Origin of the sequence: Rhizobium sp. BK251 (genome assembly GCF_004345245.1) — a bacterium.
In the GTDB taxonomy this organism is placed as follows: domain Bacteria; phylum Pseudomonadota; class Alphaproteobacteria; order Rhizobiales; family Rhizobiaceae; genus Rhizobium.
Genome location: NZ_SLUQ01000003.1, coordinates 367,473 through 385,497, shown reverse-complemented (window position 1 = coordinate 385,497; position 18,025 = coordinate 367,473). Strand labels below are relative to the sequence as shown.

General features: G+C 60.1%; 17 protein-coding genes. 12 read left to right on the top strand and 5 right to left on the bottom strand.

The genetic code is table 11. The features are described from left to right. The 4 genes from EV286_RS08880 to EV286_RS08865 all read right to left on the bottom strand — a co-directional run bounded on the left by EV286_RS08880 (window position 1) and on the right by EV286_RS08865 (window position 5,095). On the bottom strand, window positions 1–1,647 hold the full coding sequence (locus tag EV286_RS08880) for an acetolactate synthase large subunit (protein WP_132956659.1): 1,647 nt from the start codon (window positions 1,645–1,647) through the stop codon (window positions 1–3). Between the two features lie 158 nt (window positions 1,648–1,805). After that, window positions 1,806–2,402 (bottom strand): redoxin domain-containing protein, encoded by a 597-nt coding sequence (locus EV286_RS08875; protein WP_132956658.1) that lies wholly within the window; start codon window positions 2,400–2,402, stop codon window positions 1,806–1,808. Between the two features lie 46 nt (window positions 2,403–2,448). Then, entirely contained in the window at window positions 2,449–4,209 is a 1,761-nt protein-coding gene (locus tag EV286_RS08870) for an MOSC and FAD-binding oxidoreductase domain-containing protein (protein ID WP_132956891.1), read from the bottom strand. Window positions 4,210–4,420: 211 nt separating this feature from the next. Further along, complete coding sequence (locus tag EV286_RS08865) at window positions 4,421–5,095, bottom strand: type 1 glutamine amidotransferase domain-containing protein (RefSeq protein ID WP_132956890.1); 675 nt, start codon at window positions 5,093–5,095, stop codon at window positions 4,421–4,423. 424 nt (window positions 5,096–5,519) lie between these two features. On the opposite strand from EV286_RS08865, the gene EV286_RS08860 reads away from it, so the two are divergent. The 10 genes from EV286_RS08860 to EV286_RS08825 all read left to right on the top strand — a co-directional run bounded on the left by EV286_RS08860 (window position 5,520) and on the right by EV286_RS08825 (window position 13,589). After that, window positions 5,520–6,356, top strand: a complete 837-nt coding sequence (locus EV286_RS08860) for a LuxR C-terminal-related transcriptional regulator (RefSeq protein ID WP_348633528.1) — start codon at window positions 5,520–5,522, stop codon at window positions 6,354–6,356. Between the two features lie 302 nt (window positions 6,357–6,658). Continuing rightward, the gene (locus EV286_RS08855; protein ID WP_132956657.1) at window positions 6,659–7,837 is read left to right on the top strand and encodes an HlyD family secretion protein; all 1,179 of its coding nucleotides are present in this window, start codon (window positions 6,659–6,661) and stop codon (window positions 7,835–7,837) included. After that, window positions 7,830–8,333, top strand: coding sequence for a hypothetical protein (locus EV286_RS32455; RefSeq protein ID WP_245500652.1), 504 nt, complete (start codon window positions 7,830–7,832; stop codon window positions 8,331–8,333). Before EV286_RS08855 ends, EV286_RS32455 begins: the two co-directional genes overlap by 8 nt. Before the next feature lie 36 nt (window positions 8,334–8,369). Next, window positions 8,370–9,227: a hypothetical protein gene (locus EV286_RS32450; RefSeq protein WP_245500651.1), complete on the top strand. Its 858-nt coding sequence runs from the start codon at window positions 8,370–8,372 to the stop codon at window positions 9,225–9,227. Further along, window positions 9,224–9,385: a hypothetical protein gene (locus EV286_RS32445; protein ID WP_245500650.1), complete on the top strand. Its 162-nt coding sequence runs from the start codon at window positions 9,224–9,226 to the stop codon at window positions 9,383–9,385. The genes EV286_RS32450 and EV286_RS32445 overlap by 4 nt, the downstream gene beginning before the upstream one ends. 60 nt (window positions 9,386–9,445) lie before the next feature. Continuing rightward, window positions 9,446–9,667: a hypothetical protein gene (locus EV286_RS08845; protein WP_132956656.1), complete on the top strand. Its 222-nt coding sequence runs from the start codon at window positions 9,446–9,448 to the stop codon at window positions 9,665–9,667. A 173-nt stretch (window positions 9,668–9,840) separates the two neighbouring features. Continuing rightward, the gene (locus tag EV286_RS08840; protein WP_165932816.1) at window positions 9,841–10,800 is read left to right on the top strand and encodes an aldo/keto reductase; all 960 of its coding nucleotides are present in this window, start codon (window positions 9,841–9,843) and stop codon (window positions 10,798–10,800) included. 128 nt (window positions 10,801–10,928) lie between these two features. Next, entirely contained in the window at window positions 10,929–11,543 is a 615-nt protein-coding gene (locus EV286_RS08835; protein ID WP_132956655.1) for a TetR/AcrR family transcriptional regulator, read from the top strand. Window positions 11,544–11,700: 157 nt separating this feature from the next. Further along, window positions 11,701–12,207, top strand: a complete 507-nt coding sequence (mug, locus tag EV286_RS08830; protein WP_132956887.1) for a G/U mismatch-specific DNA glycosylase — start codon at window positions 11,701–11,703, stop codon at window positions 12,205–12,207. 497 nt (window positions 12,208–12,704) lie between these two features. Continuing rightward, window positions 12,705–13,589, top strand: a complete 885-nt coding sequence (locus EV286_RS08825; RefSeq protein ID WP_132956654.1) for a DUF4231 domain-containing protein — start codon at window positions 12,705–12,707, stop codon at window positions 13,587–13,589. A 241-nt stretch (window positions 13,590–13,830) separates the two neighbouring features. Here the strand turns inward: EV286_RS08825 and EV286_RS08820 are convergent, their stop codons facing one another. Next, window positions 13,831–15,429 carry a toll/interleukin-1 receptor domain-containing protein gene (locus tag EV286_RS08820; protein ID WP_132956653.1) on the bottom strand — a complete coding sequence of 533 codons (1,599 nt, stop codon included), beginning with the start codon at window positions 15,427–15,429 and terminating at the stop codon, window positions 13,831–13,833. Window positions 15,430–15,885: 456 nt separating this feature from the next. On the opposite strand from EV286_RS08820, the gene EV286_RS08815 reads away from it, so the two are divergent. Next, complete coding sequence (locus EV286_RS08815) at window positions 15,886–16,500, top strand: hypothetical protein (protein WP_245500649.1); 615 nt, start codon at window positions 15,886–15,888, stop codon at window positions 16,498–16,500. An 18-nt stretch (window positions 16,501–16,518) separates the two neighbouring features. Next, window positions 16,519–17,856: a TRAFs-binding domain-containing protein gene (locus EV286_RS08810; RefSeq protein WP_132956652.1), complete on the top strand. Its 1,338-nt coding sequence runs from the start codon at window positions 16,519–16,521 to the stop codon at window positions 17,854–17,856. Window positions 17,857–18,025 lie beyond the last annotated feature (169 nt).

The following is an 18,025-nucleotide window of genomic DNA, read 5'->3' as shown; positions in this document are numbered from 1 at the left end:
TCAGCTCTCCAATATGGCAGGGAGCCGTTCACGCAGCTCCTTCACCAGCACGCGTTCATTTTCCGAGTAGTCGACCGGGACATTCACCAAATGGACACCGCCCCCGGAGAATGCGTCTTCGAGAGCCTGCTTGAATTGGCCAATGTCGTCGACTCTCGTTCCCCTTGCGCCATAGGATTCGGCATATGTTACAAAGTTCGGATTGCCAAACGTCATCCCGAAATCCGGGAAGTCGTCCACGGCCTGCTTCCAGCGGATCATTCCGTAAGCATTGTCCTCAATCACCAGGATGACGAGGTTCAGTTTGAGTCGGACGGCCGTCTCCAATTCCTGGGAGTTCATCATGAAGCCGCCATCGCCACAAATCGCCATTACGCGGCGCTCCGGGTATAGCATCGAGGCAGCCATCGCAGACGGCAGTCCCGCTCCCATCGTTGCAAGAGCGTTGTCGAGCAGCAACGTATTCGCCATCCGCGTCCGGTAATTCCGGGCGAACCATATCTTGTACATGCCGTTGTCGAGCGCAAGAATGCCGTCGCTCGGCACCACCTCCCGGATATCGTGGACCAGCCGCTGTGGCGTAAACCGATCCTCAGTCGCGCGCGCTGCGATACGCTCGAGAATGCGCTCACGCAGGTGAAGAAGAGTCTGTGCGTTCGGCAGCTTGCCTTCAAGGCGGTCTGCCAAGGCCTTGAGCGACGGGCCGATATCGCCGATGACCTCGGCTTGCGGGAAATAGACCTGTTCGACGGTCGCGGGCTGGTATCCGACATGAACCACCCGCGGACCGCCCTTACCCATGATGAAGGGCGGTTTCTCGATGGTATCATGACCGATGGTGATGATGAGGTCCGCCTGTTCGATCGCTTCGTGAACATAGTCCCGTTCGGACAACGCGGCGGTCCCCATATAGAGTTCCGTGCCGCCCGGCACCGTCCCCTTCCCCATTTGGGTCGTGAAGAACGGGATGCGAGTGCGTATCACAAACTGCGCAATGTCGGATGTCGAGCGGGGGCGCGAGGCCGCGGCCCCGAACATCAGAAGCGGACGCTTGGCCGCAATGATGAGCGCTGCGGCACGGTCGATTGCGGCGTCGCTTGCAATCGGCAGTTCGAGCTGATGCGGCGCAATAAGCGCCATTTCATCGCATTCTTCTGCTGCGATGTCTTCCGGCAGCTCGAGATGAACCGGTCCCGGTCTCTCCTCCTGCGCGATCCGGAACGCCTCCCTGACCATCGTGGGTATCATTTGCGGCGACACGATCTGCCGCGCCAGCTTGGTGAGCGGCTTCATCGAGGCGACAACGTCCACCACTTGGAACCGGGCCTGGCGAGACGAAAGGACGCCCTTCTGGCCCGTGATCATCACCATCGGCATCGCACCGAGTAGCGCATATGCCGCGCCCGTTGAAAGATTGAGAGCACCCGGACCGAGTGTCGTCAGACAAACACCCGGCTTTCCGGTCAGGCGACCGTAGGTCGCGGCCATGAACGCGGCCGCCTGTTCGTGCCGGGTAAGGACCAGTTGGATAGACGATTTGCGTATGGACTCCACGACGTCGAGGTTTTCTTCGCCGGGAATTCCGAAGACGCGGTCGACGCCCTCGTTCTCAAGTGCGGCCACTAGAAGATCAGAGCCTTTGGTCATGATGGATGCCCGTGCTGGTTGGCTTGTCGCTCAGGTGAGGCTTCCAGAACCGGAAGCCAGAACCGGAAGAATAGAACCTTGAACATATGTTCGTTGCAGCCTAGTCCAATCGTACCTTGCTGCCAATTCTCGCGGCGTCGTCTGGACAGCCTCGGCATTCAATCCTGGTCGCCGAGCGTTTGGACGAGGGATTTGCCGTACGGATAGAAAAGCTCCTTGCGGCCTTGTTGCCAAGCAGCCCGGAGTTCGGGCCCGGTGATGTCCCAATCCGCCCGGCACTTCATGCAGACTGCGCGCAGATCCTGGCGGAGTTCTTCCACCGTGGGTCGGCCGAAGAACCAGTATCCGTTGTAGACCGTGTGAATGACGAGGCCTGGCTCCAGCACGACCACGTGCGGGATCATGGGATCGTGCGCGGGATCGGTATATTCGGCGATGTCCAGATCCTTCTGGATGATGCGTCGCGGATCGGAAAGGAACGGCCAATGCGCGCCCACACCGGTGCGATATTCGTTCGTCTGGATGAGATTGTCGGTGGTGATTGTGACGAGCCGGCAATAGCCCACTTCCATCTCACGGTGCAATTGCAGCAGGCCCTCGGCTTGACGGCGATCTTTTGGACAGAAGCCGCCACGGCCTAGGACGAGCACCATCGGATCGAGCCCCTGCAGTTCGGAAAGTTTCCTACGCTTGGCCGTGTGGTCGCTCAGCTCATAGTCGGGAAAGACGGCGCCCGGTACGATGTCCGATCTCATTTGTGTCCTCCATTTTCGGCGCGGTTCGTGGCCGCATCCTCGCCCGTTACAAATCAATCACGATGTCGCTTGAGGGCTGCGAGCAGCAGATCAGCAGATTTCCGTCCGCTGCGGCATCGATCGGGCTCGGCTGGTAGGAGACAGATCCCGAAATCAATCCCGCTTCACAGGTGTGACAAACGCCGGTTCGACAGGACCATCGGACGGGAACGTCGCATGCCTCCGCCAATTCGAGCACGCTATGAAACATCGGATCCCATCGTACGGCGAGACCGGTGCGGGCGAACGAGACCAGTGCTCCCGATCCAGGCCGTCCCTCCGGCAAATGCGGCGGGCGGTGTTGGGAAGCGGCGATGCCCGGGGTGATGGACGGAGCGGCACCGAACATTTCGGTGTGAATTCGGTCTGGCGCGACGCCGAGGCCGGCAACCGCGGCAGTCAGGTCATTCATGAAGGCCGAAGGCCCGCAGACATAGAAATCGCCATTGCGTGGGAAGTCGAGGTGTTCGAGGGCCCGCCCATCCAAGCGACCGCGACTGTCGAAATCTATGCCTGGCCGATCCTCGGGATCAGGCGAGCTGTAGCAGATGTGGCTGTGTGCGTGGGCAAGCGCCTTGAGCAGTTCACTCGCCTCGCCGGCGAACGGATGTTCACGACCGTTGCGGGCTCCGTACAGCCACCAGATCTCCCTGGTGGATGCTTCGGCTGCCAATGCATGGAGCATTGCAAGCACCGGCGTCACACCGATCCCTGCACTCATCAAGATAACGGGCGTATCTCCCGGCCGCAGCGTAAAACTCCCGCGTGCGGCGCTTACCTGCACAACGTCGCCGACCTTCAGGTCCTCGTTGATATAGCCGCTCGCAGCGCCCTTCGCCTCACGCTTGACGCTCACGCGGTAGTGCATCGTGCTGGGCTCCCCCGACAGCGAATAGCTCCGCAATAGCGTTGGGACAGATGCGGACTCGAGCCGTAGCACCACGAACTGGCCAGGGAGAAAAGCGGCGACCGGCTGCCCGTCCGTCGGCTCGAGCACCAGAGAGGTCACATTATCGCTCTCACGCACCTTGCGCGAGACGCGAAGCGGACGGAAGCCACGCCAAGCCGGTGGCGAACCGATGGACCCAGTCAACCCGGCGTTTCCTGTCACCGCACCGCTATTTCCCGCCTGTGCCAGCAGCGTCTCAAAGGAGTTGCGCCAGCCGTCGCTTAACGCCGGGATCCGCAGAGCGCGCTCCAGCCGATCGCGCGGATGACCGGGCTTGTACAGCAGCGCATCGATCTCGGAGACGGTCATCCCCTCGGGGCCTGATGCCACCTGCGTGATTTCGTCGCCCGCCTGAACTTCTCCCTCCTCCAGCACGCGGAAATAGAAACCAGGTCTCCCATGCGCGACCACAAGTGACGCCATCTCCGGTTCGTTCATGCGTATTCCGAGGCGATAGCAGGTGACCCGCGGCTGCGTCACCTCAAACAGGGCGTTGCCAATTCGGTAGCGGTCTCCAATACACACTTCGGAGTCCGACAGCCCATCGACCGTGAAATTCTCTCCGAACTGACCGTAGACGAAGTCGTCTCGGCTCAACTGCTTCTGCCAATACAAGTAGGAATCGATCTGATAGACAAATACAGCGCGACGTTCGCCGCCGTGGCCCGCCAAGTCTCCTTGTCCATCGCCGCCTATGTTCAGCCGGCGGACCATGCGCGGGCCATTCACCGGCGCCTTCCAGATGGCGGTACTAACGGTCTTGCCCTGCCAAAGGACATCGCGCGGCAGGCCAACATTGACCGAAAGCAGGCGCCCCATCGTTTTACCGTCCATGATGATCACCGCGATTTGGAGGGCGACTGGTCCAGGTTTCGGTTGCCCTCGGAAATAGATCGCATTCCCCTCAAGGCAACCCTGAACGCGTCAAGCGCGCTTCCCTCGCCGGCTCCCGCTCGGTGCCGGCGATTTCAGATGGATGGGCGACCGAGCCTGTGCAGAAGGCTTGATCGCCCGCAGGATCAAGCTGCCGTCAAAGCAACGCCAGTAGCGCCTGTGCTGCGGCAGTCGAGGACGCCGGGTTCTGGCCGGTTATCAGCCGGCCATCGGTGATAGCGAAGCTCTCCCAGTCAGGGGCTTTTTCGAATTTTCCTCCAAGCCGCTTCAATTCATCCTCCACGAGGAAAGGAACCACGGTCGTCAAGTGGACCGCTTCCTCCTCGCTGTTTGCAAAGCCCGTGACACGCTTACCTTTGACGATAGGTTGGCCCTGATATTGCACATGATGAAGGACACCCGGCGCGTGGCAGACGGCGGCGACGGGCTTACCCGAATTGTAGAAATCTTCGATCAATGAGATCGACTTTTTGTCTTCCGCCAGGTCCCACATCGGGCCATGACCGCCGGAGTAGAAGACCGTATCGAAGTCGGCCGCATTGACGGTCGAGAGCTTGACCGTGCTAGCCAGCACTGCCTGGGCAGCCTTGTCGGATTTGAAGCGCGTCATTGCTGGCGTTTGGTTGCCGGGCTCATCGCTTTTGGGATCGATTGGCGGCTGTCCGCCTTTTGGCGAAGCTACCGTGATCTTGGCTCCGGCGTCCTGAAAGACGTAATAGGGCGCAGCAAATTCCTCGAGCCAGAATCCGGTCTTTCTCCCGGTGTTGCCCAGCTGGTCATGAGAGGTGACCACCATCAAGATATTTCTCATCGCTCTTCCTCCTAAGTTGGATTGCACACGTCCTGACTTGGACGACGCAATGCGCGCAAGGCAGTGGTTCTGGACATCGACGGATGGGAGCTCAAAGGCATATCGCTCTGCTTGCCAACGATCTTCCGCAGTCGATGGGATCAGCATGACCAAAGCTGAGGGGGGATTCTATTATACAATGGTGTCGCCAATCCTCGAACCTGCCGGCCTCCGACGCCGATACCATGGTACGATTAGGCACATGTGGCGGCCGCAGCATCGTGTCGGCATCGTGTCCCTCGGCGAAACATGATTCAGCAATCTTCAGATTCATGCCAAGGACTCTTCGGCGAGAAGCGAGCAGCATCGACGTCGTGAAGGGAGAGCGGGAAGGACGAATACGGCGCCACGCGCGCCTCTCCTTTCTGCCCAACAGGAGGACGACATGGAAAGCGCTCGTATGCACGTGATGAATGTCGGACATTCGGGAAAAATAGCGCCCGTCCAAACAGACAATCCTTCGGTTGTCGTCGTGGATGACCATGCAGACGATTGGACCTGCCTGGGGGCAATGCTCGAAGCATCCGGCGTCAGCATAAATGTTACGAGCGAGATGCCGGAGCATCTCCTGCTTGGGAGGTCGGAAGCCCTTCTCTGCCTTATCCTGGACGCCAAACCTGGTCGCGACGGCCTCGATTTCCAACGGCGTCTTAAGGCAGCCAAGGTGTTCGTTCCCATCATCTTCGTGACCGAGTTCGGGAATGTGCCGATGTCGGTGACGGCGATGAAGAATGGCGCGATCGACTTCCTCGACAGACCATGCCGCGACGAGGAACTGCTCGAGTCGATCGGGATCGGCTTGGCCAGAGACCATGCCTGGAATGAGGAGAGCCGGCGGCTGTCTTCCCTGATGGACCGGTATGACACCCTTACGCGGCGCGAGCGCCAGGTGATGGAGATGGTTGCGGCGGGCCGCCTGAACAAGCAGATAGCAGGCGATCTAGGTGTAAGCGAGATCACCGTGAAGGTTCACCGCGGTCAGGTGATGCGCAAGATGGAGGCCAGATCTTTGCCGGAGTTGGCCCGGATGGCCGACAAAGTCGCGCAAATCGTTCAACATCCGAGCATGCACATCGTCACTGCGTTCGACGCCCTCTCGTATCGAGCGTCAACGACGAGCGAGCTCTCCCCAGAACATGCCCAATTCGAGACCTGGAGCATCGTGAGGCCGTCTCACGGCCGAGGCCGACCGGACCTCGGAAAACGGCTCCTTGCTTCCTAAGCGTCATTACAGCAGCAGTCGCTTCATGGAAGACCGGACGTCCCCGGGCCTTCGGTAAACGGCCTTACAAGTTCCAGAGCAATGTTTGTCATCTTCGTTTTCGTAATGTGCATCTTGATAGAACGATACGTATCGTTTATATAAGCGACACAAACCTCCAACTGGCTAGGTGGATTCTGCGGCGCAAATCCTGAACGCACGCGCAGCCCTATCGCCGGTATCTCGGAAGCAGTGAGCGGAGTGAGCCGCAGGAACGATTTGTGGAACAGCGGACCTCGGGTCCTATGAAACGGATGAAGAAAATGGCCTGGTTGCGAAGCAAGAACCAAGTAAATGAACGATCTGGGACCAATGTTACGGCTCTGGTGCCGGGCGCCCAGGAAAACGCGGCTGCGCCTGCCCCCTCCGCCACGGCCTTGCCTAACAAGGCGTCGGCCTCCTCGTTCGTCGTGCCGGTAACCGCGATCGTAGTCGCGCTTTCGGCCGTCATCGGAGCCGGAGCGAATTGGGATTGGTGGGTCGCAGGCCGGCCGGTGCAGACGACCGACGATGCCGCAGTCTATGCGGACGTCTCCTCTGTCAGTACCCGCGTCAGCGGCACCATCGAAACGATCTCGGTTCGCGACTACGCTCACGTCAAGGCTGGCGACCTGTTGTTCTCGATCGACCGCAAGCCGTTTGAAGTAGCACTCCGAGCCGCGAAGGCAAAGCTTGACGCGGCTCGCGCGCAGCTGGAGGACAACGACACCCAGCGCACGTTCCAGCTTACCCAGATCGATGTGGCGGTCGCCCAACAGCAGGCCTCCGCAGCGGACGAAACCCAGGCGAGCAAAGAATTGGATCGCCAGACCAGGCTCGGCCTCGACGGCAGGGCAAGCTCGATTCAGACACTCGAAAGGGCCGCCGCCGCTCACGAACGGGCTCTCGCGAATTCGAAGATGACGCAGGCGTCCGTCGTTGCCCAGCGGGTCAAACTGGACGTGATCGCGAAACAGCGTGAGGTACTGAAGGCGAATGTCGACACGGCTGCTGCCGATGTCGCCGCGCGGGAACTCGAGCTCGGCTATGCAGATGTGCGCGCGCCGGTCGACGGCGTCGTCGCCAAAAGGAGCGCGCAGCTCGGAAACTACGTCGGTACCGGCACCAGCCTGATCTCCATCGTCCCCCTTCCTCGGGTCTATATCCTTGCAAACTACAAGGAAAACCAGTTGGCGCTCGTCCGCGAAGGACAGCCGGTCGACATATCAGTCGATCTGCTGCCGGGCGAAAACCTCCACGGCACCGTTTCGAATATATCGCCGGCGAGCGGATCGACTTTCGCGCTGCTGCCCCCCGACAATGCGACCGGCAACTTCACCAAGGTCGCTCAACGTCTGACGGTACGCATCGAGCTCGATCCGGACCAGCCGAACTTCGACCGCCTCCGTCCCGGCATGTCGGTCATAACCCGAATATCCACAAAGGCAGAGCGTCATGTCTAGGAGTGCTCATCCGAGCGACCTCCCCCGCCAGGGATATGTCGCGGTCGCCATGGTCATGGCGTCCATATTGACCGCCTTCGACGTCCGTACCGCAAGCATTGGCCTGGCGGATTTGCGCGGGGCCTTCGGCTTGAGCTTCGACGAGGGTGCCTGGCTGAGCACCTTCGCCACGGCACCACAGATTCTCGTGGCACCCAGTATCGGATGGTTGATCGCCGTGTTTGGCGTGAAGAGGGTGATGATCGCCCCGACCATCCTCTATTCGGGCATATCCATCGTCATTCCGTTCCTTCACGGTTTCGAGGCCTTGGCCGCGTTGCATGCGATCAGAGCGATGTTGCTGGGGATGTTTGTCGGGGCGACGCTCCTGACGGCCTTTCGCAACCTCGATCGGAAGTACTGGATCTTCGCTCTGGCCTTCTATGTCCTGAGAATTCCGTTCGCGCAGAATCTTGGCCTCTACACCGCCGGGAGCTACACCCAGACGCTCGGGTAGCAATGGCTGTATTGGCAGGGAGCGATCGTCGCCCCCGTGATCGGCATTCTCTTCTGGTACGGCGGCAAGCCGACACCAATCGACCGGGAACTTCTACGGCGTGGCGACTGCGGCGGGATGGCCATCTTCGGCGTGGCTTTGACAACGCTCTATTTTGCATTGGATCAGGGCAATCGTCTGGACTGGTTTCGATCCGGCCTCGTCGTGACGCTCCTTGCCGCGACTGGATTCCTCGTCTGCGTATTCCTGTGGCATGAGGCCCGCGTCAAAGAGCCGTGGGCGCACATCTCGATCCTGGCCTCGAGGAATATCGCATTGGGCTTCGCCGCGATTGCCTGTTTCATGACCGCAAGTCTGGGCAGCTCGCTTCTGGAGCCGAACTTCCTGGTGTCGGTCGCCCGGCTGCGCCCCGAGCAGATCGGCGACTTCACTGCACCGTACGCCATCCTCCTGCTTCTGGGTGCGACGGTCACTGCGGTTGCACTCGTCCGGACGGTCAAGCAGCGGGCCACGTTGACGATAGGTTTCACCTGTTTCGCTCTGTCGGCCTGGCTTGGCACGCAGTTGACCAACCTGTGGTCGCTGCCGGAGTTCCGGCTGATCGTGATCCTGCAGACGTTCGGAGAGGAAATCGTGTTCCTCGCCGCTGTCGCGACCTTATTCAGCAACGTAAATCCGGCCCGCGCGATATCCCTTACGGCCTACGTGCAGGTCATGCGCCTGATATGTTCGGAAACCGTCGCGACCTCGATGGCTACATGGGTACGTCAGCGCGAACAGTTGCACTCCTACCTCATCGGCCTTCATGTCACCGGCGCAACGCCGGGGTGGAATTCGATTCTGGCCCAACTTGGCTCGGTTCGACGCCTGGCGGGTCGCAGGCGGATGCCGTGAAGCGGGGTGTCGGCGTGCTGGCGACCATCGTGCAAAGGGAAGCCAATGTTCAGGCCTATATCGACGGCTTCTGGATCACCTTCATCGCGGCCATTGCCGGACTGATCGTCGTCTCCCTGATGAAACCCTCCCCGCCGCATCCGCTGACGACGCGATAAAGGCGAACACAAATGCCGCTGAGCTTTCGCCGAAATAGCCCACGAACCAGGAGAACTGCGGTGGATGACCACCAGGTCAAGGATATTGCCGCCCGGCTGCTGCAGACTGAACTACAGGGCCCGCCGGTGGCGGACCTCATCGCCGCCATCGTCCCGCCCTCGCAATCCGACGACCTGTGCTCGATCGGCGTGCACGTCCTTAGGGGGCGTCAATCGGTCTCAGGAGCTCTTTGCCATGTCTCCGGCGAGGCCCTTGCCAGGTGCCCCGGGAACGCCAATTGAATCGAGTGATCTTCGATGCATTGGTTCGGATATTTCGGCGCGGTGACGCCAACGTAGAAAAGGCCGCGGCAGCGTCCCGTTCTTACGACGTCGCCGCAGTTGGTTTGGCTCGTGCGCGCCGAGGAACGGTCGCGCCCGTGCAAGTCTTTGCTCTAAATCGAAGGAATTCGCACATGGAAGCCCCCGATATGCTTCGCTACAGAACGATCCCTCTCGCAAACGGCGCCGGCGCGATCCCCGCCGTCGGCTTCGGCACGCTCATTCCCGATCCGGGCGCGACCAGGCAGGCCGTGAAGACAGCGCTCTCGGTCGGATTCCGACATCTGGATTGCGCCGAACGATATCGCAACGAGGAAGCGGTAGGCGATGCGATGCAGGAAGCGATGGCGGCGGGAACTGTGAGCCGGGATCAGCTCTTCGTCACCACGAAGCTGTGGAATACGAATCATCGTCCGGAACGGGTGAAGCCTGCGTTCGAGGCGAGTTGCCGACGCCTGCAGGTCGAGTACGTCGACTGCTATCTCATCCATACTCCCTTCGCGTTTCTGCCCGGTGACGAGCAGGATCCGAGAGATGACCGTGGTCAGGTCCTCTACGATGCCGGCGTTAAGTTGGTCGACACGTGGCGCGCGCTCGAGCAGCTTGTGGATGGCGGCCGGTGTAGATCGATCGGGCTGTCGGACGTCACGCTGGAAAAGCTCAAGGAGATTGTCGAGGCTGCGCGGATCAAGCCGGCGGTGGTCCAAGTGGAGTCGCATCCATACCTCCCCGAGTGGGAACTGCTGGACTATTGCCGGGAGCAAGGAATTGTCCTCCTGGCATTTGCAGCCCTGGGGCATGGAATGGAGCCGAACCTCCTGGAGGACCCGGTCATCACCGCAATCGCGAATCGCCTGAACAAGACGCCGGCGCAGGTTGCGTTGGCATGGGCCGCACAGCGCGGCACCGCCTTCCTGACCACATCCGTTACAGCTCGCCGGATCGAGCAGAACTTCGATATTTCAGCCTTGCCTGAAGACGCGATGCAGCAGATTCGAGACCACATAGGGACGAACATACGGTTTAACAGCGTCGTCGAGACTGGTGTGCCGGGTTTCATTCCTCGGATAAGTCCACCACAAGGCGGCCGGTAAGATGAAGGACGCGCGCAGTGGATGGACGCGATCAAACAGGCCGAGACGCTCGGCGCGGCCGCGGCCTCAGAGGGGCTCCGTCTCATTCGCTGTTGATCGGCAGCGTCGAGTTGAGATACGCCTGATCCATGACCACGAAGACGAAGCCCGTCCCCGCCAAGAAACGAACGTCCATCGGATCGCGTCGCAGTCCGGAAGCCGAGGCCGCAGTCCTTGCTGCCGCAAGGGATCTGATTTCGGAGAAGGGCTACGCCGGATTCTCCGTCGATGAAGTCGCCCGTCGGGCCGGCGCGGGAAAGACGACCATCTATCGATGGTATCCCACCAAGGCCGACCTGTTCATCGCGATCTACACCGCCGAGCGGTCGGCTTTCGTGCCGGTTCCGGACACAGGGAACCTTGTCGATGAGCTCGTTCAGTACACGACGAGCCTATGGCGGTTTTGGGCGTCGCATCCAGCCGGAGCTGCGCTGAGGGGGCTGATTGCCGAAGCGCAGGGAACAACGGAAGCGTTGAATGCACTGCGAGACAGGTTTCTTCCCGACCGCACCGCGGATGTGAGACGAATGCTGACGAGTGCAGCGGCTCGCGGCGAATTGCGCCCTGAGGAGGTCGACGACAAGGTATCGCTCTGGGTGGGATTCAGCTGGTTCAAACTTCTGGTCGGCGAACTGCATCGAGAAAACGTCATTCAATCCGTGATGATGCAGATTGCAGGCGTTTCGAACGACGCTCGGTCCTGAAGCGGGAAGTCCGCGATCCGACGGCGAGTTCATCGCTCCCCGACAAGGTAGTGGACATGGGCGCGGTCATCGCTGCCGAGTGCCATGTCCTGATCTGAAAGAACTCATGGAGCGAGAGATGCCAATGTCGGCGGATGCCGGTCGCAGTGACGAACCAATGACGCAGGCTAAGGGGCTGTCCGACGTTCTCGCGCCCGGTCTTTCGGTTGTCTTCTGCGGACTGAACCCGGCCCTCTCGGCAGTTCGAGACGGGCACAATTTCTCGGCGCCGAGCAATCGCTTCTGGCGGGTATTGCATCTGGCTGGATTTACTCCGCGGTTGCTGCGGGCGGAGGAGGAACGCGAGCTGTTGCGGTACGGATGCGGCATCACGGCCGCGGTGTCGCGCGCAACCAGGAGCGCGGACGAGCTGATGCTGAATGACTATGTGGAGGCCGCGCCCGCATTGGAAGTCAAAATGCGAAAGATTGCACCAGCCAACCTGGCATTTCTGGGCAAGGCAGCATTCGCGGCCATCAGTGCTCGCGATTGCGACTGGGGCAAGCAGAGCGAAGTGTTTGCGGGGGCGACGACGTGGGTGCTGCCGAACCCGAGCGGACTCAACAGGGCGTTCAGCCTGGATCGTTTGACCGCGCACTACCGCGACCTGAAATCAACACTGTAGCTGGCGCAGAGCCCGGACGCACAAGCGCCCCGATCGATGCGTGGGCCGACTTCGCGGACAATAATCCGGGCCGAACAAAGATCGAGATAAGGCCTGGTGTCCGGGGCACCAGAACAGCCAGTGGTGCACGATCCCCGTCGGCTTTTCTGCCGCTCGCCAATCTGTCCCCGAATACGCCTTCCGGGATGTCACTTGGCGGCTTTTTTGAAGGATCGGCTTCTGTCATAATTGCACCTAGAGTTGTCCCTAGCCAGATGACAGCCTCAATGCCCACAGCGGATCCGCGACAAGACCGATGTCGCTGAGCAAAGCGCTGTACTTGACTTAATTTGACATCGGTAAAGCCGAAAATTGCACGAAATCGTATCGAAAAGCGAGCTTGGCCGATGTGGCCGATACTATCGGGGGTTTATTTCTCTGAGCGTATATAAATAGCGTCTACGCTAGTATAAAACTCTGAAATTCACCCGACACGAGATCTTGCGCGGGAGGGGCGATTGACGACGGCACTTGAGAATGTCGCGCAACGGCAGGCGGCACTGTCTGCAACAGCCAACGCGCTTAAAGCGACGCTGGACAGGACGCGCTGGACGACACTCGCGCTTTCCATCATTGGTGCGCTTCTAGCCACCATCGCTGCCCAGAGCGACGGGGACGTACGATGGTGGCTCGCCATGGTGGGCACGGTTGCACTAGCCACAGGTACCTTTCTGACAGCACGCCTGATGGGCAGTTCGCATACCGCCGAATGGGTACGCGTTCGCGCCGCTTCCGAGGCGCTGAAACGCGAAGGCTACAAATTCGTCGCACGCGCCGCGCCCTATGACGACGATGCCACTCGTGTCAGCCTTCTCAATGCCGAGCATATCAAGATCGAAGAGACCGTGCTTGATCTGATCAGCAAGGAGGTACAGCCGAGTGCTCCGGGTAGCATGCCGACAGCAGACATAACGCCTGATGAATATATCGATCGCCGTATCACAAGGCAGTGCGCCGGTTTCTTCGAACTCAAGGCCGAGAAATACCGACGCCTTGCTCAACAGCTCGGTTGGGCGGAATTCACGCTGGCGCTCGGAGCGACGGTAATCACAGCCGTTATCGGTGCGGCCGACAAGAATACACTACCGTTTCATTTCGACTTCGTTGCTCTGGCGGCTGTGCTGACGACAATCGGCGGAGCCATCGTCGCCCATGTCGAAGCTGCGCGCTACCAATTTCTAGTGACAAGCTACAGGGCAACCGCACGGCGGCTAAGGAACGAGTCGGCAATGATAACGCAGCCATTTGTAGCGCCGTCCCCCGAATGGTCGGCGTTTGTGACGCGTTGCGAGTCAATCCTCGCCGACGAGAACGGTGCCTGGCTGGCGAAATGGACGAAATAGCGGTCTGACGGATGTAGCGATACGGTGGAATCATAGTGCAACGTTAGCTCCCGCAAGCCGGATGCGCCGTATACCGCGCATCCTCCTCTCTCATTCGGGCCGCGATGACGAGGCGACCTTGCGGATGAAGGCCTGGTCCTCAGGGATGGCGAGTAGTTCACACAATCAGCATCTAGTGACGTGCACTCTTTTGAATGGGCTCTCCAGTCCATCCTCGATAATCGAGTTTGAGTCGGTACTGTCAAGAATCGGGGAAATTCAGATTCAGCGTATACTTGAGCGGGGTCGGTCCCAGATTGCCGAAACATGCGGTGGTGATCGACCAGTCGCCTTCCTTGGCGAACTGTTGCTCGGTCACGACGAATTCGAGCGACAGCGGCGATACGCCGTCCTCTCTGGCAAAATAGCCGACCTGGCCGGGTCCGTTCAGGATCAGGCTGAGTGGACAGTCCGTGGAAGTCCAAGTGAGAGTGGCTTCGATCGACCCCGGCTTCTTGATGGCAAAGCGCCGAACGTTCTTCGGCACCTGACCGTTCAAGATGCCGGTTGTGACGCCCGGCGATATGCGCTCAAGGTTGCGGCGCGCCTCCGACGCCTCGTACACTTGTGAAAGGGGTGTCCAAGGCTGTGCCTTGTGATCGGCGATCACATTGACGATCAGCGCCTTGCCGCTGTCACTCATCTGGTCGGTTGTCGTTTCAAAGCCCCAGAACAGGAAATTGCCCTGCCGGGCGACGGGCCAATGATTCTTGGAGCTTTGCCACCGCGCCAATCCATCGAAGCCGGCGATATCGGGAGAGCCCCCATCGTAGATGCCAACGACTTCTCCTGCCGCCCCAGCCTTGAAGACGTCGACCGAACGATCCGGTGCGCTTATCGCCAGGGGGCGTTCCAAAAGCGCAGCATCTTCGACAATCAGGTTGCCTTGATCATCATGCGCGATACCGGAGAGCTGCAGCCCCAGCACGCGGAAAAGCTCGTCGCCGGCGCTGCCGACGCCGATGACCTTGTAGCCTTCGAATATCTGTCTGAGTGCAGTTGGATCGTTGCTGGACCAGTGGGTGTCCGCGCCGACAATCACCATGTCGGGCTTTGCCTGCTGCAGCTTGGCCAACTCCGTCGTTCCGACGAAAGACAGCACCGCTCCCTGCTGCTCAAGGTAAGCGTAGTCGGGACGGGCAAGCTCCAGCCTGTCATCGACGACGGCAAGGCGCGTCGCAGCCAGTTGTCCGCGGGTCGGCCAGACCGGAAAATACCAAAGCGCCAATCCGAGAAGGGCGATCGCGACGACGAAGGCCACCAACGCCGTTGCGAAACCAAGTCTCAGGCGCTTCAATGACGACCGGGCGACATCCAGGAAGGCGGCCCCGAAGTGGCCCGACCCGGCCGGTCGCATGCGCAGGATGAGCTGCCGCACATCATAATCCCAACGGCGATCACTCAGTTCGCAGGCGTTGCGTCGCAAAAGTCCCTTGAGATCGTCCGGTAGGTCTTCGGCAGTAGGCAGTACCGCGCCGCCGACCAGCACAGGCACGACGCGGATGCCACGCCGCAACGCCGTCGCGATTTCCGTGCGCACCAGATCGTCTGGATCGTCCAGACGACGCGCGCCCGTCTTCTTGTCGGCAGCTGCCAGCCACCGCGGTCCGATCACGGCGAGCAGGACATCGACGCTGGCAAGCTTATTTTCGATGGCCTCTGTGAAGTCGATACCGGGCTCGATATCCGAGATGTCCTCGAACACCTCGTCCGCCCCCAGGCTTGCGCTGAGGTCGCGCGACAACCGGCCAGCCCATCCCGAGCTGTCGTCTCGGCGGTAGTTGACGAAGATGCCCGCCATCCCCTTCAGCCCTGCAACGGAGGTGTCGCCCGACTGCCTCTGCCCGAAGCGCGGTGATCCGAGAGAGACGCCGCGGCAATCTGCATGAGATTTCTAAGTCGCGCCCAGGTTGAGATTATCACGCTGGCTAGCGCTGGCAAGGGTTTCGTAATTGCTGATTGTCGCTCCGCGGCACTGATCAGCCTTACGCGCGGTGCGCCAAAGGCGATTGAGGATGGTGCGCCGTGAAGGTGGCAAAGCCTTGGGTGCATCGGTCTACCGCGCTCGTCCTCGTGGTGTCGGAATGTATTGCCCTCCGCGGAGCGTGGTTTCCGGCGCCTATCGCGCCGACGTCCCTCCCCGAGTTGCCGGTCGCACCTGCCGCCCACGTCCCGATGGCTGAGCGATGCGGCTTGTTAGGCTTGTCCACCTCAATCTTGTTGTCGAGCTATTTAGACAAGCAGCGCGCTTTCGGCTATGTTTTCTCTGTCTGGGAGCGACTCTGGGATCGCGATGTCTTCACTAGAAATCGACAGACCGCCGAACAACGTGGCGCTTTTCAGCGGCCACATGATAGACGCTCCCGATCGAAAAGTACCACGATTTCCTCCGCACAAGGAGGCTGCCGCCGCCGCTGCAATTGCAGGCGTGCTTTCTGATATTGGTGCCACCCGCGGTGATCTAGCCATTTGCGGAGGGGCATGCGGCGGCGACTTGCTGTTTGCCGAAGCATGCCTCGCGCGAGGCATGGTGGTCGAACTCTACATTCCATTCGCCGAGAAAACCTTCTTGGCAAACTCGGTCGATTTCGCCAACGCCGATTGGCGCGAACGCTTTCTTGCGGTCAAATCGAGGGCCATGCTGCATGTGATGCCCGAAGAGCTGGGGCCGCTTCCTGCCGGCGAAAATCCCTACGAGCGAAATAATCTATGGATGCTTCAATCCGCCGCTCGCTTTGGCGGCGAGAAGATTGCGTTTCTCGCCCTGTGGAATGGCGAGGGTGGCGATGGTCCCGGCGGAACGAAGCATTTCATGGACGAGGCGCGTCGCAAGACCGAGCGGATTTATTGGCTGGATACCCGAAAATTGTAAAATTGAAGGATCATCGACATGCCGCTGTGCTTCATGATCATGCCCTATGGCCGCAAGCCGACCCAGGCCGAAGCCGGCCACGGACCGGCTGAGATTGATTTTAACGCGCTGTGGGATCGAGGTTACGTTCCGGCTATCAAAGCGCTCGGTTATGAGCCGGTTCGCGCCGACCAGGACAATGGCGGACTGATCATCAGCCAGATGCTGGAACGGCTTTACTTCGCCGACCTCGTCCTGGCGGACATGACGATTGCGAACAGCAATGTCTACTATGAGGTTGGTATCCGCCACGCAGCACAAAGCACTGGCTGTGTTCTGCTCGCGGCCGACTGGTCGAAGCAGCTATTCGATGTCGCCCAGATGCGGACTGTCCGCTATCCGCTGCCCGAAGGGAACATCACCGACGACACCGCCGCCGGCTTGCAAACCAAGGTCAGGGATGGGATCGTGTCGCTACGAGACGGGATTTCGCCCATGCACCAATCGCTTCCCGGCTATCCAGCCAATGTCGATGCAAGCAAGGCGACAACGACCAGGGACCAACTGACGGAACAAGCGGCATTTCAGAGTCGCGTGCGTGCGGTGCGTTTGGCACCTGTGAAGGCACGAATGCCACTCGCACAAAAGCTGGTTGCGAGCGAGGGGGCTCCGCCCGCGACCTACCCGACAGCGCTCGCATTACTGCTACTGCTGCGTGATAGCGCCAATACGCCTGCCGACTGGAACATCGTGCTCGAGTTCGTACGCAGCCTTCCGGATAAGTTCGCGGACGAGCCTCAGATCCAGGAAAATCGTGCATTCGCCGCCGCCCAGGCCGGCGACGACGTTCAGGCCATTGCCGAGCTTGAAACGCTGATCCAGATGATGGGACCAACATCCGAACGCCTTGGCCTGATGGGTGGCCGCTACAAACGCATCGCCAAGGCCGCCGCGTCCGACTCGGAAAGGCGGCAAGCACTCTCCAAGGCGATCGACTATTATGAAGAGGGCATGGAGATCGATCTCAACGCCTATTACTGCTCCAGCAACCTGCCCCGCCTCTACCGAATGCGCGCGAGAGCGGGCGACGAGGAGCGCGCGCAAACAGCCTTGCGCCTCGCGATCGCGGCCTGTGAACGCGCGAGACGGCTTAATGTGGCGGATGAATGGCTCCGCCCAACTCTGCTCGCAGCAGCCTTCGATCTTGGCGATGCCGACAAGGCCGACGAACTGGCCGACGATGTGATGGCCGACGGCCCACCAGCCTGGAAGGTGACTACCGTGCTTGGCGACCTCGAGGCCAGCGTTTCGCAGGTAAGCGACGTCGCACAGCGCGCGCGGCTCTCTTCCGTCATCGATAGGATAAAGGTAGGTTGACGAACGGTGCGAGCGACAAGCTCGCCATTGGGCGAATGAAGCTGGCAACCCTGGAATTGCTCGGTGGGTTGCATGTCAAATCCACCATTTTTTCTCATATCAACGCGTTGACCAACCGACCGGAAGACAACTGTTGGCGGAATTATACTCTGCCGGAGCAGATGTTTGG

Coding starts and splice junctions, on each gene's coding strand:
- EV286_RS08855 (WP_132956657.1), top strand. CDS start 6,659: ATGGCCTGGTTGCGAAGCAAGAACCAAGTAAATGAACGATCTGGGACC.
- EV286_RS08875 (WP_132956658.1), bottom strand. CDS start 2,402: ATGAGATCGGACATCGTACCGGGCGCCGTCTTTCCCGACTATGAGCTG.
- EV286_RS08810 (WP_132956652.1), top strand. CDS start 16,519: ATGCCGCTGTGCTTCATGATCATGCCCTATGGCCGCAAGCCGACCCAG.
- EV286_RS08820 (WP_132956653.1), bottom strand. CDS start 15,429: ATGGCGGGCATCTTCGTCAACTACCGCCGAGACGACAGCTCGGGATGG.
- mug (WP_132956887.1), top strand. CDS start 11,701: ATGACGCAGGCTAAGGGGCTGTCCGACGTTCTCGCGCCCGGTCTTTCG.
- EV286_RS08840 (WP_165932816.1), top strand. CDS start 9,841: ATGGAAGCCCCCGATATGCTTCGCTACAGAACGATCCCTCTCGCAAAC.
- EV286_RS08860 (WP_348633528.1), top strand. CDS start 5,520: ATGGAAAGCGCTCGTATGCACGTGATGAATGTCGGACATTCGGGAAAA.
- EV286_RS08835 (WP_132956655.1), top strand. CDS start 10,929: ATGACCACGAAGACGAAGCCCGTCCCCGCCAAGAAACGAACGTCCATC.
- EV286_RS32455 (WP_245500652.1), top strand. CDS start 7,830: ATGTCTAGGAGTGCTCATCCGAGCGACCTCCCCCGCCAGGGATATGTC.
- EV286_RS08865 (WP_132956890.1), bottom strand. CDS start 5,095: ATGAGAAATATCTTGATGGTGGTCACCTCTCATGACCAGCTGGGCAAC.
- EV286_RS08870 (WP_132956891.1), bottom strand. CDS start 4,209: ATGGGGCGCCTGCTTTCGGTCAATGTTGGCCTGCCGCGCGATGTCCTT.
- EV286_RS08880 (WP_132956659.1), bottom strand. CDS start 1,647: ATGACCAAAGGCTCTGATCTTCTAGTGGCCGCACTTGAGAACGAGGGC.
- EV286_RS08815 (WP_245500649.1), top strand. CDS start 15,886: ATGTTTTCTCTGTCTGGGAGCGACTCTGGGATCGCGATGTCTTCACTA.